Source organism: Burkholderia sp. HAN2018 (assembly GCF_024704855.1).
Lineage (GTDB): Bacteria > Pseudomonadota > Gammaproteobacteria > Burkholderiales > Burkholderiaceae > Burkholderia > Burkholderia cepacia.
In genome coordinates, this window is sequence record NZ_QOBB01000008.1 from 1 (window position 1) to 14,661 (window position 14,661).

The window sequence follows — 14,661 nt, forward strand, 5'->3', positions numbered from 1 at the left end:
GCTGTCCGGGCGCGGCGAGCCGCGTGCGCAGGCCGCGGAGGCCGCGCTGCAGGCGTCGGGCGTGGGCTGGGGCGTGGTGCGCGCGAGCTGGTTCAACCAGAACTTCTCCGAGGGCTACCTGATCGACGGCGTGCTGGCGGGCGAAGTCGCGCTGCCGGCCGGCGCGGTGCGCGAGCCGTTCGTCGATGCGGACGACATCGCGGACGTCGCGGTGGCCGCGCTCACCGAGGCGCGCTTCGCGAACCGCGTGATCGAGGTTACGGGCCCGCGCGCGCTGACGTTCGCCGAAGCGGTCGGCGAGATCGCGCGGGCCGCCGGCCGGCCGGTCGTCTATCGCGAGATTCCGGCCGATGCGTTCGTGGCCGGATTGCGCGAGGCCGGCGTACCTGAGCCGGTCGTCGCGCTGCTCGACGACCTGTTCGGCGTGGTGCCCGACGGGCGCAACAGCGCGGTGACGCACGGCATCGAAGCGACGCTCGGGCGGCCGGCACGCGACTTCGCCGACTATGCGCGCGCGACGGCCGCGACCGGCGTGTGGAGCGCACGATCATGATCGCGTTCGTGACGCCCGTCTTGCTGTGGGGCTCGGCCATCGGCTGCGGGCTGATGGCCGGCGTGTACTTCGCGTTTTCGACGTTCGTGATGACGTCGCTCGGGCGGATCGCGCCGCATGCCGGCGTGGCCGCGATGAATGCGATCAACGTCGACATCGTGCGTTCGCCGTTCATGCCGCTGTTCCTCGTCACGACGCTGATGGCGCTGGCCCTGGTCGTGATCGCGCTGCTCGATCGCGGCCAGCCGGGGGCGATGGCGGCGCTCGCGGGCGGCGTGATGTACGTGTTCGGCATGTTCGCGGTGACGATGGCCGTCAACGTGCCGCTCAACGATGCGCTCGCCGCGGCCGATCCGTCGACCGCGCACGGCGCCGCGCTGTGGACGCGTTACGTGCACGACTGGACGAGGTGGAATCACGTGCGCACGGTCGCGTCGGCCGCCGCGTGCGTGTTCTTCATCGTGGGGATCGCGGCGCGGTAGCGCCCCCCGTCGCGCACGGCCGCGCGCTACGCGCTACGAGTAAAACGCCGACGGCGACACGCCGAAATGCCGCTTGAACATCGCCGAGAACGCGCTCTGGCTGCTGTAGCCGTGATCCATCGCGACGGTCAGCACCTTCTCGCCGTGCGCGAGGCGCTTGAGCGCGAGCAGCAGCCGCGCCTGCTCCCGCCAGCGGCGGAAGCTGAGCCCCGTCTCGCGCCGGAACGCGCGATGCAGCGTACGGACCGACAGGCCGAGCCGGTCGGCCCATTCGGCGATCGTGCGCGGATCGTCGGGCGCGGCGACGAGCGAGTCGCAGATCGTCCGCAGCCGTGCGTCGTGCGGCCACGGCAGGTACAGCGGCAGCAGCGGCGCGACCGTCACCTCGGCGAGCAGCAGGTGCATCAGGTGATCGTGGCGCGAGCCCGGCGCGTAGTCGAGCGGCACGTCGACCGCGGCGAGGATCAGCTCGCGCAGCAGCGGATGCACTTCCACCACGCAACTGCGCGCGGGCAGGTGCTCGACCGTGCCCGGTTCGACGAATACGGTGCGCATCTGCACGTCGCCGCTCATCTGCACCGTGTGGTCGAGGCCGGCTTCGAGCCACACGCCGCGCGTGGGCGGCACGACCCACGACGCGCCCTCGGACTGCACGTGCATCACGCCCTCGATCGCATAGAGCAGTTGCGCACGGCGATGGCAGTGCGTCGGTATCGACGTGCCGTGCGGGTACGCCGCCGCCATCGCCGACACGGGCATCGGCGTCGATTCGTAGCGCAGGTGCGCAAGCGGCGGGGTGGGCTCGAGTGTCCGATTGGCGACAAGTCCTGACATTTTGGCGTGAGACAGGCAGTTGGGCGGGCGGGCACGATGGCGTTCCGATTCACGCCCGTACCCTGCCACGATATTAATCCGTCAAACGCGATGAACAAGCCTCCTTTTCTGTTTCCCTTCTGCGCGATCGCGCTGTGGGCCGGCAACGTGGTCGTGTCGAAGCTGTCGGCATCGACGATCGACCCGTCGGCGATCACGTTCTACCGGCTGCTGCTCGCCGTCGCGCTGATGAGCGTGTTCACGCTGCGCCCCGCGTGGCGCAACCGCGCGGCGCTCGTCGCGCACCTGCCGAAGCTCGCGGTGCTCGGTTTTCTCGCGATGGCGCTGTTCCAGAGCCTGTCCTACGAGGCCGCGAAAACGACGAGCGCGACCAACATGGCGATCATCACGGCGCTCGTGCCGCTGATGACGATGGCGCTCAGCTCGCTGCTGCTCGGCGATCCGCCGGGGGCCGGCATGATCGGCGGCGGGGTGCTGTCGCTCGCGGGCGTCGTCTACCTGATCGCCGAGGGGCACCCGACGACGATCGCCGCGCGCGGCGTGCATGCGGGCGACCTGCTGATGCTGGCCGCGTCGGCCGCGTATGCGCTGTACGGCGTGCTGCTCAAGCGCTGGCGCATCGGCGCGCTGCCGGCGTGGCAGTCGACCTACGTGCAGGCGCTCGCCGCGCTCGTCTTCATGGTGCCGATGCTGCTGCGCTTGCCCGCGCAGGCGGCGTGGCCGACCCGCGCGAGCGTGCCGCTGATCCTGTATGCGGGCGTGCTGGCGTCGGTCGTGCTGCCGTACCTGTGGATGCAGGGCGTGCGGCTGCTCGGCCCGAGCCGTTGCGCGATGTTCATGAACCTGCTGCCGGTGATGACGGCCGGCGGCGCGATCGTGCTGCTCGGCGAATCGCTGCGGCTGTATCACCTGATCGGCGGCGGCGTGGCGCTCGTCGGTGTGGCGATCGCGCAGCGGTTCCCGTTCCACGCGAGTGCGTCGCAGGGAGTGCGGCAATGAGCGGCGACCGCGACATGCAGAACCTGATGGCCGCGCTGCCGGACGCGCACGCATCCGTCGACGGTCCGGCGCTCGCGCATCAGCTCGAACGGATCGCGACCGCGCTCGAGGCACTCGCGGGCACCGGCCGGCCGGCGGCCGTCGATTTCGACGCGGCCGTCGCGTTCCGCTGGCGCGGTTTCGACGGCGGGCCGCGCACGGCGCCGCTCGAACCGGTTGCGGCGCCCGCGCTGATAACGTTCGATGCGCTGCGCAACGTCGAGCGTCAGGTGGCGATCGTCGAACGGAACACGCGGCAGTTCGTGCGCGGGTTCGCGGCCAATCACGTGCTGTTGACCGGCGCGCGCGGCACCGGGAAGTCGTCGATCGTGAAAGCGTGCCTGCACGCGTTCGCGCCGCACGGGCTGCGGCTGATCGAGGTCGGCAAGGAGCGGCTGAGCGATCTGCCGGCGATCGTCGAGCTGGTGCGTGCGCGGCCCGAGCGGTACATCGTGTTCTGCGACGACCTGTCGTTCGAGGCCGGCGAGACCGGTTACAAGGAGCTCAAGACAGTGCTCGACGGCTCGGTCGCGAGCGACCTGTCGAACGTGCTCGTGTACGCGACGTCGAATCGCCGCCATCTGATGCCCGAGCAGGCGAGCGACAACGCGAACGTGTCGCGCGCGGAGAACGGCGAGCTGCATCCGGGCGACGCGGTCGAGGAGCGGATTTCGTTGTCCGAGCGCTTCGGGATCTGGGTGACGTTCTACGGGTTCACGCAGGATGCGTACCTGGCCGTCGTCGAAAGCCGGCTCGGCGAAGCCGGGTTCGATGCGGAGCAGATCCGCGCGGCGCGCGAACCGGCGCTGCAGTGGGCGCTGGAGCGCGGTGCGCGGTCGGGGCGGATTGCCGGGCAGTTCGTGCGGGATTACCTCGGGCGGCTGGCGGACGAACGCGACGCGGACGCACCCGCGCACGCGCGGCGCGCGGGTTGAGCGGGGCGTTACAGCACCCGCTCCGACAACACGCGGAACGCAACATCCGGCACGACGAAGCACAGCGGTTCGCCGGTCGCGCCGATCCGCGCGAGGAAGGCGCCGCCGCCGACCGGTTCGACCGGTTTCAGCGGCCGCACCGCATCGATGTCGATCGGCAGGTCGATCGAAGCATGGGCGAGGCCGTCGCAGTCCGCGACATGCGCGACGGCCGCGTGCTGCAGCGACAGGTAGGCGACGGCGTCGCGCCAGCTTCCGAAGAACGGCGCGAACGCGGCGGGTAGCGTGTCGTCGTTCGACACGGCCGCCGAGCAGTGGAAATCGGGCGCGCTCCCGGTCCCGCCTGACAGCAGCGTTCGATAACGCCCGTCCTGCACGGCATGGGTGAAGCGCGCGGCGAGATGCGACGGCAGCGCGTCGCTGAAGAGCCGGCTGCCGAGCGCATAGAGCGGATGATCGAACACGTTCTTCACGAACAGCACCGTGCGATCGGCCGGCACGCCACCCGGCAGCGCATCGACGTAAAGCCGCCAGTTGCTTTGCAGCGGCGACGGGAACACGCGTCGCAGCGGGCCCGCGATACGCGGGCCGAAATGACGGTGCGCATAGGTGAGGATCGTGAACGGCGTGCGGCCGTCGCGGCTCGCGAGCGTGACGCCGCGCGGCACCAGGTGCGCGACGGCGGCGACATCGACGAGCCAGGTGCAGTACACGACGTTCTCGACTTCGCTCGCGAGTTGCAGGAACGGCAGCCGCGACAGCAGCGCGCGGCGTGCGCGCAGCAGCGGGCGGCTCGCGACGAGCCGGTTGGCGAGGCGGCCGACGGGGCCGGCGGACGGGTAAACGAAGGCGTTGTCTTGGCGCATCACCGGCATTGTGCCGATGTCGCGGAGCGGGCGGAAGAGGCGCCTTCGTCGAAACGGTCGGTGCCAGCCTTCGCCGATCGGAGATCATGCCCTCGACGGCCGGTTCAAGGTCGAGCGGTCACGGCCTCGAGCGCAACGTCACATCGGCATTCGGTGTCGCGCCAACCTTTTCCAGTGCGGCAACCGCGGCGTCGTTGCCTTGCAGGATCGCGTTCTGCAGCGCGGTGCGGCCGAGCGCATCGACGTGATCGGGGTTCGCGCCGTGTGCGACGAGTACCGGCAGCATGTCGAGGCGGCCGAACAGCGCGGCGAACGACAGCGCCGTTTCGCCGGCGTGATTGGTCTGGTCGATCGGGCAGTGCGTGTCGGCCAGCCGCTTCGCGATCGCGGTCTCGCCCTTGAACAGCGCGCCCATCAGGGCCGTGTTGCCGTGACGATCGCCGAGACACGGGTCCGCGCCGTTGCGCAGCAGATAGTCGAGCGTTGCAGGCTGGTCGCGATAGGCGGCCAGGATGACCGCCGTATAACCTTCGCGTGTCGTCGCGTCGATCGGGTAGCGCGCGTCGACGAGTGCCTGCAGGATGTCGATGCGACCGAGGCGCGCGGCGGCAAACCATGCGTCGTCGTAGCGGCGCAGGTCGGCGTGCGCATCGGGGTGCGGCACGGCTGCGGGCGGTGCGGTTTGTGCGCAGGCCGCGAGCACGGCGGCTCCGGCGATCGCGAGCGCGCGGGAGAGGGCGGTTCGGAGTCGATTCTTCATCAGCAATGCGCGCCGCGCGTGGCCGCGCGGCGCAATCGGATCGATGGGTCGGGACGCGAAGGCCGCACCGGCAGCCTTCGCGGGATTACCCGATCAGTTCTCGACGAGTTTGTCGGCGAGCGATTTCACGCGGGTCAGGTCGGCGTGCGTGGCACGCGCCAGGCGTGTCCCGTAGTCCGCATCGGCCTTGTAGAAGTACGACAGCATCGCGTACTTGTTCGCGTCGTTCGTCACGTGGTTCAGGTCACCCGACAACGCGGTCACCAGATCCTGCCGCTCCTGCGCGGGCAGCGTGCGGTAGTACTCGCCCGCCTGCCGGAAGTTCAGCGTCTTGCGGATCGCGGCTTGTTGCGTCGTGCCGGCAAGCGGCGTCTGGACCGACTTGTAACGCGGATTCTGCGCGAGTTCGTTCAACGCCGACGGCTCGTAGTTCACTTCGCCCTTGCGGTCGCCGAAGTTCATCGCGCCGTCCTGGTTGTTGTTCGTGACGGGCACGCGCGGACGGTTGATCGGCAACTGGTTGAAGTTCGCGCCGAGGCGGTACATCTGCGTATCGGCGTACGAGAACATCCGGCCCTGCAGCATCCGGTCTTCCGACGGCTCGATGCCCGGCACCATCCGCGACGGGGCAAAGGCGGATTCCTCGGTCGACTCGAAGTAGTTGTCCGGCACGCGGTTCAGCGTCAGCGTGCCGATCTTGCGCTCCGGCACGCCGGTCCATACCTTGGTGTCGTCGAGCGGGTTGAAGTCGAACGCGTCGAGCTCGGACGGCTTCAGCACCTGGATGTAGAGATCCCACTTCGGTGCGTTGCCCGCCTTCAGTGCGCCGTACAGATCGTTCGTCATCAGGTTCCAGTCCGCGCCGATCGAGCCCGGAATGTCCTTCGGGCGCAGCCCGTGCATCCCTTGCGCGCTCTTCCAGTGGAACTTCACGTACGTGTACTTGCCGTCGGCGTTGACGAACTTGAATGCGTGCACGCCGTAGCCGTCCATGTTCCGGTACGAATCGGGCATGCCCTCGATCGAGTACAGCCGGGTCAGCATGCTGGTTGCTTCGGGCGCGTGCGCGAAGAAATCGAACGCGAGGTTCGCATCCTGCACGCCGGTGACCGCGCTCGGCTTGTTCGCGTGGACGAAGTCCGGGAACTTGATCGCGTCGCGGATGAAGAAGATCGGCAGGTTGATCCCGACCAGATCCCAGTTGCCCTGTTCCGTATAGAACTTCACGGCGAAACCGCGCGGATCGCGCGCCTGCTCGGGCGAGCCGCGATAACCCATCACGGTCGAGAAGCGGACGAACACGGGTGTTTTCGTGCCGGGCGTGAAGACCTTGGCCGTCGTCAGGTCGCTGATGTCGGCGCTCGGCACGAATTCACCGAATGCACCGGTGCCGCGGGCATGCACGACACGCTCGGGGATGCGTTCGCGATCGAAGCGCTGGAGTTTTTCGATGAGATGCGAGTCTTGCAGAAGCACCGGCCCGTTCGGCCCGGCTGTCTGCGAATTCTGGTTGTCGCCGACGGGCGAGCCGTTGTCGCGCGTCAGTTCGGCTGCATGTGAGGAAGAGGCCAATGCGACGCAGGCCGCGGCAATCATGCTCTGCAAGAAGCGATTCGCGGTGTTTGACATATCGATGAGGTTCCTTGGATGAAATTCGGGGGAAGACCCCGCCGAACTGTAGTCTCGTCGACATGCGCGATGCCAATTGAATCTCTCTAATTGAGTGATAGGTGATCGTTGTTACTTGAGGATGATTCGGCTAACTAAGTTATTTCATGACCGGCCGACGGGCAGCAGGCCAACGCGATACGGGCCACGGATGCTCTATCGGTCTAAAGTCGTGCGGTACGTGTATGGAAGCGGATCGATGACGCGATGACCGTGCCGACTGCAAGGCCGCTGAAGAGGATCGACAACGCGCGCGATAGCAGCGGCGGCACGAGGTGCACCACCGCAGCCGTCGGTGGCCCGCGTCGTCAATACGCCGATTCGGCGCCGTCCTGATCGGTGACGATCGCCACCCCCGAACTCGTGCCGAGCCGGGTCGCGCCGGCTTCGATCATCGCCAGCGCGGCCGCGCGGTCGCGCACGCCGCCCGATGCCTTCACGCCGAGCACGGGGCCGACCGTGCGGCGCATCAGCGCGACATCCGCGAGCGTCGCGCCGCCGTGGCCGAACCCGGTCGACGTCTTCACGAACGCGACGCCGAGATCGCGGCACATCTCGCACACGCGCACCTTCTCGTCGTCGGTCAGCAGCCCCGTTTCGAGGATCACCTTGAGCGGTACCGCACCGCAGGCGCGGTGCACGGCTTCGATGTCGGCCTTCACGTCGGCGGCGCGGCCGCTCTTCAGCGCGCCGATGTTGATCACCATGTCGATCTCGCCGGCGCCCGCCGCGATCGCGGCGGTGGCTTCGAATGCCTTGGCGGCCGACAGCCCCGCGCCGAGCGGAAAACCCACCACGGCGCAGACGAGCACGCCGGTATCGGCCAGCTCGCGCGCGGCGAGCGGCACGTTCGCCGAATTCACGCAGACCGAGTAAAAGCGATGCTCGGCCGCCTGGCGGCAGAGGTCGCGGATCTGCGCGTCGCTCGCGTCGGGCGCGAGCAGCGTGTGATCGATGGTTTGAGCGAGTTGGGCGTTGGAAAGCGGCATGTTTCAGGACTCCACGGATCGTGTGCCGGAAGGGCACACGGAAAGTTGATGTTTTCACATCGGTTTGTTACAAATACGACATTCCGGCCGGGCCCGCGCGCCCGGCACGACAAGCGACGGACGCGGCGCGCACGCAGGATACTGGCATGGAAACGAAGAAGGGCGAACGAATCAAGACGCTGATGAACGTGCTGCAAGGGCAGAACGCGATTCATCTGAAGGAAGTCGCCGAGCTGTTCGGCGTATCGGAAATGACGATCCGCCGCGATCTCGCGGACAACCCGCACGGCCTCAGCCTGATCGGCGGCTACGTGACCCGCCACTTCGCCGCGCAGCGCAGCGACATCGGCGAGTACGTGGTCAGTGCCGAGAACGACCGGCAGACCGAGGAGAAGCGCCGCATCGGCAAGCTGGCCGCGCAGTTCGTGACGACCGGCGACACCATTTTCGTCGACTGCGGCTCGACCACGCCGTTCGTCGTCGACTTCATTCCGGACGACCTCGAATTCACCGCCGTCTGCAATTCGCTGAACGTGTTCGCGAAGCTGCAGCAGAAGCCGCATTGCAGCGTGATCCTGTGCGGCGGTGCGTACCATCGCAAGAACATGGTGTTCGAGTCGGTGGCCGAGACGGGCATCCTCGACACCGTGCGCGTGTCGAAGGCGTTCATCTCGGCGGCCGGCGTGAGCGACCGCTGCGGCGTGACCTGCTTCAACTTCCACGAAGTCGACGCGAAAAAGAAGGTGATGGAACGCGCGCAGAACCGCTTCCTGCTCGTCGACCACACGAAGTTCGACGAAGTGCGCGCGGCCTATTTCGCCGAGCTGACCGACTTCAACTACGTGATCTCGGACGGGCAACTGAGCGGCCGCTACGAAACGACGATCCGCGAACACGGGATCGCGCTCGTGACCTGACGCCGCGCGGGCGGGCATCGCGCTTTGCATGGCCTCATGCATGGCGGGCTTCCGCCGCGCTCAGGTAGCCGGTGACGACCTCGAAGCGGCGCGTCGCGCCCGGCGCGAGTGTCGCGACATGGCCCTTGCGGCGTTCGGCCTGATAACCCTCCGGCTCGCAGGTCGACGGCAGCGCGAATGCGGCGACCTGCTGGTCCGCGTTGTGCAGGATCCACCGCGTCGCGTGCGGGAATTGCTCGGGGCGGTACGCAGTGTGGAATGCGCCGCCGTCCGGATGCGCGAGCCGGAAATGCGCGACGCCGCCGGCATCCGTTTCCGCCTCGTTCATGAAGAACACGATCTCCGGGTCGTACAGCGCGGGCGCATCGAGCGTGTGAAGCCGTTGCGGTTCGCGCGCGAGCGTGGCCGTGTAGTCGCGCCATGCGGCGGTCGGCTTCACGTGCGCGGGCACGCTGTCGCGCAGCCGCAGCCCGTTGTGCGGCAGCGACTGCACGAAACGGCCGCCGGGCACGTACGCGTAGTTCAGGTGCGCCATGTACATCAGGTCCATCGGCGCGCCGCCGAGATTCGTCACGTCCATCGAGATCGTCATCTGTGCGTCGTGCTCCATGAGCCGCACCGACGGACGCGCCATGTAGTGGCTGCCGAAACCCTGCACGTATTCGTACTCGCCGGTCACTTCGACGAACGCACCGCGCGCGTCCGCGCCGACGACCAGGCTCGCGCGGTCCATCGGCGCGCACGGCATCTCGCCGTGCAGCGCGTGCGTGTCGTCCGGCCCCGGGCAGCCGTTGCGCAGCAGCCCGCTGTGGAACATGAAGCAGCCGTAGGTATCGATGATCGAAGCCGCGCGTTTCGGTTGCCGGAACATGTGCTTCATCGTCAGGTCGCGGCCGTCGAACGCGGCGGCCCAGATCATCTGGCCGAGATACGGCAGCACGACGAGATGGCCGCGCCGGTTCTCGAGCTTCAGCGCCTCGACGCCGGACGGATACGCGAACGCGGTGACGGTCAGGCCGTCGGTGCGGTACAGCGTGCGCGGCGTGTCGCGGAAGTCGTCGCGCCGCAGTTCGATCTCGCCTCGCATGCTCATGCTCCCGACGTGTTGCGCGTCGCGGCGTAGCGCGCGGCTGCGTGGCCGTCGGCGGTTGCGTCGGGCGTCGCGGCCGGCAGGTGGCGCAGGCAGTAGAAGCCGTAGTAGACGATCACGACGAAGCAGGCGAGCGGCACGACGAACGCGAGCTGCATGTTGCCGCCCGTGTGGTCGGAGATCAGCCCCTGGATCAGCGGCACGACCGCGCCGCCGACGATGCTCATCACGAGGATCGAGCCGCCGTATTCGGTGTCCTTGCCGAGCCCGTCGATCGTGAGGCCATAGATGGTCGGCCAGCACGGGCCGAGGAACACGCTCACGCCCACGGCCGCATAGACGGCCGTGATGTTGTGCACGCTGATCGTATACGCGAGCAGCGCGATGCACAGGATGCCGTAGACGATCAGCACCTTGGCCGGGCCGACGCGCTTCATCACGAGCGTGGCGACCAGCTTGCCGACGAAGAACGCGAAGAACGTCGCGAGCAGGTAGTGCGACGCACCGCGCTCGGTGAGGCCGCCGATCTGCATCGCGAGCCGGATCGTGAAGCTCCACACGCCCACCTGCGCGCCGACGTACAGGAACTGCGCGACGACGCCCGCGACGAAGCGCCGGTTGCCGAACAGGCGCGCGAGCGTGCCGCGCGCGTCGATCCGGTGCGTGGCCGCGCCGGGGCCGTTGCCCTTGCAGGCCGGGTACGGCGTGAGCGCGAACACGATGAACATGGCGACGAGCACGACGATCAGCCACTTGTACGGCTCGAGCGTGGCCTGGATCATCGCGAGCTGGTGCACGTGGGCTTCGGCCGCCGACATCGCGGCAAGCTGCGCGTGCGACGCATCGCCTTCCTTGAAGATCAGGAAGCTGCCCATGTAGACGCCGGCCATCGCGCCGAACGGATAGAACGTCTGCGAGATGTTCAGCCGCCGCGTGCTGGTTTCGCGCGGGCCCATCAGCGTCGAATACGAGTTCGACGCGGTTTCGAGGAACGACAGGCCCGCCGCGATCACGAACAGCGCGACGAGGAACATCCCGTACTTCGCCATCGACGCGGCCGGGAAGAACAGCAGGCAGCCGGTCGTGTAGAGCAGCAGGCCGACCAGGATCGTCGTCTTGTAGCTGAACTTCTTCACGACGGTCGCGGCCGGAATCGCGAGGAAGAAGTAGCCGAGATAAAACGCGGACTGCACGAACGCCGATTCGAAATCGGACAGGAAGAACGACTTCTTGAACTGCGCAATCAGCACGTCGTTCAGGTTCGCGGCGGTGCCCCACAGCGCGAACAGGCAGCACAGCAGCGTGAAGGCGAAGAGCGGCGTGCGGTTCAGGTAATAGCCGTCGGGTGTGTGTTCGATTCTGGCTCGGCCCATGGGTGTCTCCTTCCTGGTTGTCTCGTCGATGAAGGCGCCGTTCAGATGCCGGCGTCGCGGAGGAAGCGTTCGAACGTCGCGGTGTCGGCGTACGACTTCTGCGTGCCGAGGCCCGTGACCGAATGCGCGGCGTACGCGGACGCGTAACGCATCGCGTCGAGCGCGTTGCGCGATGCGGCGTAGCAGCGCGCGAAGCAGCCGATGTATGCGTCGCCGGCGCCCGTCGTGTCGCGCGCGTCGACCGGCACGCCGGGCACGTGCCGCACGCCGTCGCGCGAGACCAGCAGCGAACCGTCGCTGCCGAGCGTGACGAGCACGTGCTTCAGCCCGCGCGCGACCAGCGCTTCGGCGGCGCGTGCCGCGGTGTCGCGCGAATCGACCGGCATGCCCGACACGATCGCGAGCTCGGTTTCGTTCGGCACGAAGAATTCGACGGTGCGGATCCGCTCGAAATCGAGATCGGCGACCGCGGGCGCGGGGTTCAGCAGCACCGGGATGCCGTGGCGCGCGCCGAATTCGATCGCGTGATAAACGGTGTCGAGCTCGATCTCGAGCTGCAGCACGATCAGTGCGCATTCGGCGAGCTGCGGCGCGGCCGCGTCGATGTCGGCCGGCGTCAGGTGGCGGTTGGCGCCCTTGACGATCAGGATGCTGTTGCTCGAATCGGGCTCGACGAAGATCGGCGCGACGCCGCTCGGCACGCCGGCGACCTTGCGCACGTGCGTGGTGTCGATGCCTTCGCGCGTGAAGTTGCGGATCGTGTTGTCGGCGAATACGTCGTCGCCGACCTTCGTGACCATCACGACGCGCGCGCCGAGGCGGGCGGCCGCGACCGCCTGGTTCGCGCCCTTGCCGCCGCAGCCCAGTTCGAAATTCGGCGCCTCGAGCGTTTCGCCCCGGGCGGGCATGCGTGCGACGTAGGTCACGAGGTCGACCATGTTGCTGCCGATGACGGCGATTGTCTCCATCTGCGTCTCTTCCTTGGTATGGGGTGCGCCGCGCGGGTGGTGGGCGGCGGCATGCACGATGTGATAATAAAATCACATTGATTGTGAAAATGCAATCACATGATGTTCGAAGGGTTACGCCCGACGCGCGATGTGGATGGGGTGGCTTCTCGGGAGAAATCGACGTATTGGCCGGTTTTGCCGTCGGATGTCGGATGAATTCGACGCGGCAGGGGCCCGGCGCCGCGGAGCACCGCAGCAGGAATGCCGTTCGGGTGTGGGGAGGGTCGCCGGGCGTGACGGGTCGGCTCGACCGATCCGGCGGCGGCGATGCGGGCGCTTTCGCGTGTTCTTGCCCGGCGCTTACGCGTACTCGGCGATCAGCGTATCGAGATTGCGCTGCGCGAGCGGTGTGAGCGGCGCGAACTCCGCCGATTGAAACAGCGGAACCTGCGCGCGCAGATGTTCGAGCGCCTGCTTGCGGCCCTCGCGGAATGCAGCCGATGGCGCATCGGGATCCTGCGCCCACTCGCATGCGATTGCGCGATCGTATTCGCGCAGTCGATCGGGCGCGGCCGCGAGGATCGCGAGATCCGCGTCGAGAAAAATCCGCCCGGCACGCTGCACGTCCGGGGCGGACGCGAACGCATCGGGCAGCCGGTGCGACTTCGTCGCGAGTACGAGATCGTGCGCAACGGACACATGCGATGCGTGCGCACGCAACCAGGATGCGCTGCAGTGTGCGTTCGTGACCTGCACGAGCCATTGCGCGCTGCGTGCTTCGTTGTCCGCATGATCCGGCAGGGTCGTCGCATACACGAAGTCGTGCGCCCATACCGCAAGCTCGATCACCGGCCACAGCGGTTCCGCGCGATACGGTGCGAGATGCGCGAACAGCTCGGCCAGGTGCGCGAGCGTGTGGTAGTGGCGTTGCGGCTCGCCATACGCGTGCTCGACGAGCGGCCAGACGGCGGCCGTGCCGAAGCAGGCATCGCAGGAGGCGTGCAGCGTGCGGGCGAGGTCGGGGGCGAGGGCGTTCATGAGCGGCAATCGGCTCGGGCTGGCGATGCGCGCAGCATAACAAACGCGGCGGCGTGTGCAGTGCTTGCTGCGTATCGATCCGGCGATAGCCGCGGATCTTGTCGACGGCATATCGCGGCGTGGCGGGCGGGGCGGCCGCACCGCATTTCCGATCCGGCGGTGGCCGGACGGTGGCGGCCGGTTCGTCATCGCAACGGGTTGCCCGCGCGCAGCGCGATGCTGACGATCGCGACGATATTTCCGCCCGGCGCGTCTACACGTTGACGACGCCGCGCCCGAGTTCGACCACGCGCCCGCCGACACCGATCTTGCCGTTTGCACTGACCGACAATCGCAGCAGGCAAGGCCGACCGACGGCTTCGCCTTGCTCGACCTGAAACACGGCGGGCAGGTCGCGGTTCATCGCAAGCAGCCACCCGCCCAGGTTCGCGCAGGCCGATCCCGTCCCCGGGTCTTCCGACACGCTGCCTTGTTTCACGAAGAAGTAACGCGACACCACCGTGCCCGGACGCTCGGCATCGAACGCGAATACATACGCGGTCTTGCGTCCGAGGCTGCTGGTCGGCCAGATGCCGATGCCCGCGCTGTCGGGCCGCGCGCGGCGCACGGCGGCGGGGTCCTTCAGCGCGACGAGCAACTGGTCGGCGCCGGTATCGACCCAGATCGGCGGGGCGAGCAGGTCGTCTTCCGTCAGCCCCAGCAGGGCCGCCGTCCGGGCATCGGACAACTCGCAAGCCGCCGTCTTCGGCATGCCGGCATGCGGCGCGGTAAACGTCCACACGTCGTCGTGCGCGCCGACGTCGACCACGCCGGCCTTGAATTCGAGCGCGAGTTCGTTGCCCGCGCCCAGAAGGTCGCGCACGACATGCGCGGTGCCGAGCGTCGGATGGCCGGCAAAGGCCATCTCGTAGCCCGGCGTGAAGATGCGAACCCGCGCATGCGCGCGCTCCGACGGCAGCACGAAGGTCGTTTCGGACAGGTTGAACTGCACGGCGAGCGCCTGCATGGTCGCGTCGTCCATGCCGCGCGCATCCTCGAATACGCAAAGCGGGTTGCCGCCGAACGTCGATTCGGCGAATACGTTCAGCAGGCGGAAGGCATAGGCGGTCATTGGACGCTCGCGTCAGTGTGGTGATTCACGTACCTGAGTGGAGTGCGCGCCGCGCGA

15 protein-coding genes are annotated in these 14,661 nt (G+C 67.8%); 5 read left to right on the top strand and 10 right to left on the bottom strand.

The genetic code is table 11. The features are described from left to right. Positions 1–553: NmrA family transcriptional regulator (locus tag DPV74_RS03160; protein ID WP_119336495.1), on the top strand; the 553-nt coding region annotated here is incomplete at its 5' end. Continuing rightward, the gene (locus tag DPV74_RS03165) at positions 550–1,035 is read left to right on the top strand and encodes a DUF1772 domain-containing protein (RefSeq protein WP_091921822.1); all 486 of its coding nucleotides are present in this window, start codon (positions 550–552) and stop codon (positions 1,033–1,035) included. The genes DPV74_RS03160 and DPV74_RS03165, both read left to right, overlap by 4 nt. A gap of 33 nt (positions 1,036–1,068) precedes the next feature. Here DPV74_RS03165 and DPV74_RS03170 read toward each other — a convergent pair whose 3' ends face one another. Further along, positions 1,069–1,869, bottom strand: a complete 801-nt coding sequence (locus tag DPV74_RS03170) for a helix-turn-helix transcriptional regulator (protein WP_091921574.1) — start codon at positions 1,867–1,869, stop codon at positions 1,069–1,071. A gap of 90 nt (positions 1,870–1,959) precedes the next feature. Between DPV74_RS03170 and DPV74_RS03175 the strand changes: the two genes are divergently transcribed. Continuing rightward, positions 1,960–2,868, top strand: coding sequence for a DMT family transporter (locus DPV74_RS03175; RefSeq protein ID WP_027792389.1), 909 nt, complete (start codon positions 1,960–1,962; stop codon positions 2,866–2,868). Positions 2,869–2,894: 26 nt separating this feature from the next. After that, on the top strand, positions 2,895–3,842 hold the full coding sequence (locus DPV74_RS03180; RefSeq protein WP_177203643.1) for an ATP-binding protein: 948 nt from the start codon (positions 2,895–2,897) through the stop codon (positions 3,840–3,842). An 8-nt stretch (positions 3,843–3,850) separates the two neighbouring features. On the opposite strand, the gene DPV74_RS03185 is transcribed toward DPV74_RS03180, so the two are convergent. The 4 genes from DPV74_RS03185 to deoC form a co-directional block, all read right to left on the bottom strand. Next, positions 3,851–4,717, bottom strand: a complete 867-nt coding sequence (locus tag DPV74_RS03185; RefSeq protein WP_059555880.1) for a DUF2071 domain-containing protein — start codon at positions 4,715–4,717, stop codon at positions 3,851–3,853. A gap of 109 nt (positions 4,718–4,826) precedes the next feature. Next, the gene (locus DPV74_RS03190) at positions 4,827–5,468 is read right to left on the bottom strand and encodes an ankyrin repeat domain-containing protein (protein WP_034196263.1); all 642 of its coding nucleotides are present in this window, start codon (positions 5,466–5,468) and stop codon (positions 4,827–4,829) included. A gap of 93 nt (positions 5,469–5,561) precedes the next feature. Continuing rightward, entirely contained in the window at positions 5,562–7,064 is a 1,503-nt protein-coding gene (locus tag DPV74_RS03195; RefSeq protein ID WP_174415782.1) for a catalase, read from the bottom strand. A 380-nt stretch (positions 7,065–7,444) separates the two neighbouring features. Continuing rightward, positions 7,445–8,125 carry a deoxyribose-phosphate aldolase gene (gene deoC / locus DPV74_RS03200; RefSeq protein WP_091921578.1) on the bottom strand — a complete coding sequence of 227 codons (681 nt, stop codon included), beginning with the start codon at positions 8,123–8,125 and terminating at the stop codon, positions 7,445–7,447. Between the two features lie 146 nt (positions 8,126–8,271). On the opposite strand from deoC, the gene deoR reads away from it, so the two are divergent. Beyond that, positions 8,272–9,042: a DNA-binding transcriptional repressor DeoR gene (gene deoR / locus DPV74_RS03205; RefSeq protein WP_027792395.1), complete on the top strand. Its 771-nt coding sequence runs from the start codon at positions 8,272–8,274 to the stop codon at positions 9,040–9,042. A 34-nt stretch (positions 9,043–9,076) separates the two neighbouring features. Here deoR and DPV74_RS03210 read toward each other — a convergent pair whose 3' ends face one another. The 5 genes from DPV74_RS03210 to DPV74_RS03230 form a co-directional block, all read right to left on the bottom strand. Beyond that, positions 9,077–10,129 carry an aldose 1-epimerase family protein gene (locus DPV74_RS03210; RefSeq protein WP_091921580.1) on the bottom strand — a complete coding sequence of 351 codons (1,053 nt, stop codon included), beginning with the start codon at positions 10,127–10,129 and terminating at the stop codon, positions 9,077–9,079. A gap of 2 nt (positions 10,130–10,131) precedes the next feature. Then, positions 10,132–11,505 carry an L-fucose:H+ symporter permease gene (gene fucP, locus DPV74_RS03215; protein WP_119336496.1) on the bottom strand — a complete coding sequence of 458 codons (1,374 nt, stop codon included), beginning with the start codon at positions 11,503–11,505 and terminating at the stop codon, positions 10,132–10,134. Between the two features lie 41 nt (positions 11,506–11,546). After that, entirely contained in the window at positions 11,547–12,473 is a 927-nt protein-coding gene (gene rbsK, locus DPV74_RS03220; protein WP_060350133.1) for a ribokinase, read from the bottom strand. 342 nt (positions 12,474–12,815) lie between these two features. Then, complete coding sequence (locus tag DPV74_RS03225) at positions 12,816–13,493, bottom strand: hypothetical protein (RefSeq protein WP_091921584.1); 678 nt, start codon at positions 13,491–13,493, stop codon at positions 12,816–12,818. A gap of 253 nt (positions 13,494–13,746) precedes the next feature. Beyond that, positions 13,747–14,604, bottom strand: coding sequence for a PhzF family phenazine biosynthesis protein (locus tag DPV74_RS03230; RefSeq protein ID WP_091921586.1), 858 nt, complete (start codon positions 14,602–14,604; stop codon positions 13,747–13,749). Positions 14,605–14,661 lie beyond the last annotated feature (57 nt).

Excerpts from the sequence above, each read along its gene's own strand:
- DPV74_RS03165 (WP_091921822.1), top strand. The coding sequence starts at position 550 with ATGATCGCGTTCGTGACGCCCGTCTTGCTGTGGGGCTCGGCCATCGGC.
- DPV74_RS03170 (WP_091921574.1), bottom strand. The coding sequence starts at position 1,869 with ATGTCAGGACTTGTCGCCAATCGGACACTCGAGCCCACCCCGCCGCTT.
- DPV74_RS03175 (WP_027792389.1), top strand. The coding sequence starts at position 1,960 with ATGAACAAGCCTCCTTTTCTGTTTCCCTTCTGCGCGATCGCGCTGTGG.
- DPV74_RS03180 (WP_177203643.1), top strand. The coding sequence starts at position 2,895 with ATGGCCGCGCTGCCGGACGCGCACGCATCCGTCGACGGTCCGGCGCTC.
- DPV74_RS03185 (WP_059555880.1), bottom strand. The coding sequence starts at position 4,717 with ATGCCGGTGATGCGCCAAGACAACGCCTTCGTTTACCCGTCCGCCGGC.
- DPV74_RS03190 (WP_034196263.1), bottom strand. The coding sequence starts at position 5,468 with ATGAAGAATCGACTCCGAACCGCCCTCTCCCGCGCGCTCGCGATCGCC.
- DPV74_RS03195 (WP_174415782.1), bottom strand. The coding sequence starts at position 7,064 with ATGATTGCCGCGGCCTGCGTCGCATTGGCCTCTTCCTCACATGCAGCC.
- deoC (WP_091921578.1), bottom strand. The coding sequence starts at position 8,125 with ATGCCGCTTTCCAACGCCCAACTCGCTCAAACCATCGATCACACGCTG.
- deoR (WP_027792395.1), top strand. The coding sequence starts at position 8,272 with ATGGAAACGAAGAAGGGCGAACGAATCAAGACGCTGATGAACGTGCTG.
- DPV74_RS03210 (WP_091921580.1), bottom strand. The coding sequence starts at position 10,129 with ATGCGAGGCGAGATCGAACTGCGGCGCGACGACTTCCGCGACACGCCG.
- fucP (WP_119336496.1), bottom strand. The coding sequence starts at position 11,505 with ATGGGCCGAGCCAGAATCGAACACACACCCGACGGCTATTACCTGAAC.
- rbsK (WP_060350133.1), bottom strand. The coding sequence starts at position 12,473 with ATGGAGACAATCGCCGTCATCGGCAGCAACATGGTCGACCTCGTGACC.
- DPV74_RS03225 (WP_091921584.1), bottom strand. The coding sequence starts at position 13,493 with ATGAACGCCCTCGCCCCCGACCTCGCCCGCACGCTGCACGCCTCCTGC.
- DPV74_RS03230 (WP_091921586.1), bottom strand. The coding sequence starts at position 14,604 with ATGACCGCCTATGCCTTCCGCCTGCTGAACGTATTCGCCGAATCGACG.